This is a genomic window from Mesorhizobium sp. M5C.F.Ca.IN.020.32.2.1, assembly GCF_004023105.1.
GTDB classification, from domain to species: domain Bacteria; phylum Pseudomonadota; class Alphaproteobacteria; order Rhizobiales; family Rhizobiaceae; genus Mesorhizobium; species Mesorhizobium wenxiniae.
Window position 1 is genome coordinate 1 of the sequence record NZ_RZSX01000800.1, and the last position, 2,880, is coordinate 2,880.

Annotated in this window: 2 protein-coding genes; one reads left to right on the forward strand and one right to left on the reverse strand. The window is 62.6% G+C overall.

Features of this window, described 5'->3' with window-relative positions:
• Nucleotides 1-1,828, forward strand: a 1,828-nt coding sequence (locus EOA86_RS29015; protein ID WP_245497409.1) for a CocE/NonD family hydrolase, incomplete at its 5' end; no start/stop codon positions are given.
• Between the two features lie 70 nt (nucleotides 1,829-1,898).
• Here EOA86_RS29015 and EOA86_RS29020 read toward each other — a convergent pair.
• Entirely contained in the window at nucleotides 1,899-2,798 is a 900-nt protein-coding gene (locus tag EOA86_RS29020; protein WP_128344807.1) for a proline iminopeptidase-family hydrolase, read from the reverse strand.
• Nucleotides 2,799-2,880: the final 82 nt, after the last annotated feature.

Sequence of the window (2,880 nt, forward strand, 5' to 3'; positions counted from 1 at the left end):
GCTCTGCCGCGACGTCATGGTGACGATGCGCGATGGGGTAAGACTGGCGACCGACATCTACAGACCGGCAAGGGGAGGCGGCGCGCTGGACCGGCCAGCTCCCGTAATCATTGAGCGGACGCCTTATGGCAAGGCGATGGCGTCGCGCGCCGAGCTCGAGGTCGGTATGACCGAACCGATGGATCGCGCGACGGTCGCCGAGCATTTCGTGCGCCATGGTTACATCGTCGTTTATCAGGACTGCCGCGGCCGCTATGGCTCGGAAGGCGAGTTCGTCAAATATCGCTCCGAAGGTCCGGACGGCTACGACACGCTTGCATGGATCGCAGCCCAGCCCTGGTGCAACGGCCGGATCGGCACCATGGGCCTTTCCTATGCCGCACATACCCAAATGGCGGCGGCGTGCCTTGCGCCACCGGCTCTTGCTACTATGATCCTTGATTCCGGCGGGTTCTCTAACGCCTTCACCTGCGGCATCCGCCAAGGTGGCGCGTTCGAGCTGAAGCAGGCGACCTGGGCCTACCGGGAAGCCCGCGAGAGCGCCGTTGCCGCCGGCGACGAGTTGGGCCAAAAGGCGCTCGGAGCGGAAAACCTGCATCGCTGGTTCGGCAGAATGCCGTGGTCGGAGGGACGTTCGCCGCTCCGCTGGGCTCCGCAATACGAGGCCTATCTGCTCGAGCAGTGGCGGCACGAGACCTTCGACGATTTCTGGAAGCAGGTGGGCATTCATGCAGCGGGCTTTTACGATGCCATTCCCAACATTCCGATCGCGCTGATGTCGAGTTGGTTCGACGTCTATGTCCCGACGACGTTCGAGAATCTGGCTGGCCTTGCCAGCAATGGCAAACGGCCGCTCGCCTTGATCATGGGTCCGGGCTTGCACGGCGACCGCAATCTGTCCTTTGCCGGCGACGTCGATTTCGGACCGAACGCTCCGCTCGGCGGCAATGTGGCGGCGAGCTGGCTGGAGTTTCGTCGAAGCTGGTTCGATCGCTGGCTGAAGAGCGGGCCGGAGGGCGATCTCGACGAGGAGCCGATCCGCCTTTTTGTCATGGGCGGGGGAAAGGGCACGAAAAATGAAACGGGCCGTCTCGATCACGGCGGGCGCTGGATCAAAGCCAAGCGGTGGCCGCTGGCGGGCGTGACGGAGCAAAGCTATTATCTGCACCCCAACGGCAGGCTGTCGGAGGCCTTTCCTGCGGCCGACGCCGTCGCGCTGACCTATGATTTCGATCCCGCCGATCCCGTCCCGACCATCGGCGGGGCGCTGACCAGCGGTCAGCCGATCTTCGCCGGCGGCGGCTTCGACCAGAGAGAGGACGACAGGTTCTTCGGCTGCCGCAATTTTGGCTTGCCGCTTTCCGCCCGTCTCGATGTCCTCTCCTTCGAGACCGAGCCGCTTGCCGACGATTTGACCGTGCTCGGACGGGTGGCGGTGGAGCTCTGGGCGGCGACCGATGCAACCGACACCGATTTCACGGCGAAACTGATCGACGTCTATCCACCGAGCGCAGACTATCCGACGGGCTTTGCCCTGAACCTGACAGACGGGATTTTCCGCTGCCGTTTCCGGCATTCATTCGAAAGAGCCGAGCTCGTGAAGCCTGGGGAGATCATGCGGCTTCGCATCGAGTTATTTGCGACCGCCAATCTGTTCCGTGCCGGCCATCGGCTGCGGCTGGACATCTCTTCGAGCAATTTTCCGAAGTTCGACGTCAATCCGAATACCGGTGCGCCGGCTGGCCTCGGCCGTAGCCGGCAAGTGGCGCGCAACACGGTTTTTCTCGATGGGACGCGGCCATCGCGGCTGATCGTGGAAAAATTATGAGCAAATCGGGCGGCTCTAAGCCCTGCACAATGAGCTCGCGCAAGGATAGGCTGCTGTGGGGGTATGGACCTCAGTCGTATCTGGCCAGAAAGCGTCCGACGGCGGCGAGGCAGTCGTCCTTCTCCTCGACATGCGGCATATGGCTGGAATTGGGGAAGACCATGCCTTCGACGTCGGGAATATGATCGAGAAAAGGCTGGACGCAGGCCTCGGTCGCTTCGTCGTAAAATCCGCGGAACGCCAGGGTCGGCGCCTCGATCAGATGCAGGCGCTCGACGATGCTCCAGTTCCGCATGGTGCCGATGACGTGGAATTCATTGGGTCCGTTCATGGTGTGATAAACCGTCGGATCCGCGTCGATTGCGGCGAATGTCCGGGCGACCTCCGGCGGCGTCGGAAGGACACGGCAGACGTGGCGTTCGTAGAACGCCTTGGTTGCCGCAACATAATCCGGGTGATCGGTGGTCCCGGCTGCCTCGTGCCGGTCAAGCGCATTTTGCAGGTCGGCCGGCAGCCCGGCGCGCAATTGCAGCGCGCCTTCCACCCATAGCGCCATCGAGGCCAGCGAATTGGCCAGGATCAATGCCTTGAGCCCTGCAGGACGTCGCACGGCATGTTCGGCCGAAAGTATGCCGCCCCAGGACTGGCCGAGCAGGGCGTAACGCTCGGCAATGCCAATGTGAGCGAGCAGCGCATCGAGTTCGCCCAAAAAGAAATCGACGGTCCAGAAGTCGCCGCCCTTGTCGGGCAGATGGGTCGATTTGCCGTTGCCGATCTGATCGTAGTGGATGACGGCCCGCCCGGTATCGGCAAGCTCCTTGAACGAATCGACATAGTCGTGGGTGCAACCCGGCCCGCCGTGAGCAATGACCAGCGGCAGCTTGCCCGAGTTGAGATCTCCGATTACGCGATACCAGGTGCGGTAGCCCCTGTAGTCGCTAAATCCTTCGGTGGTCGCATGTGCCGTCACAGTTCCAAGCTCCGCGTCATGGCGCGGCAGGAACCGAATGACGGACCCTCCCAAGCCTTGTTTGCGGCCGACGGTACTAAGC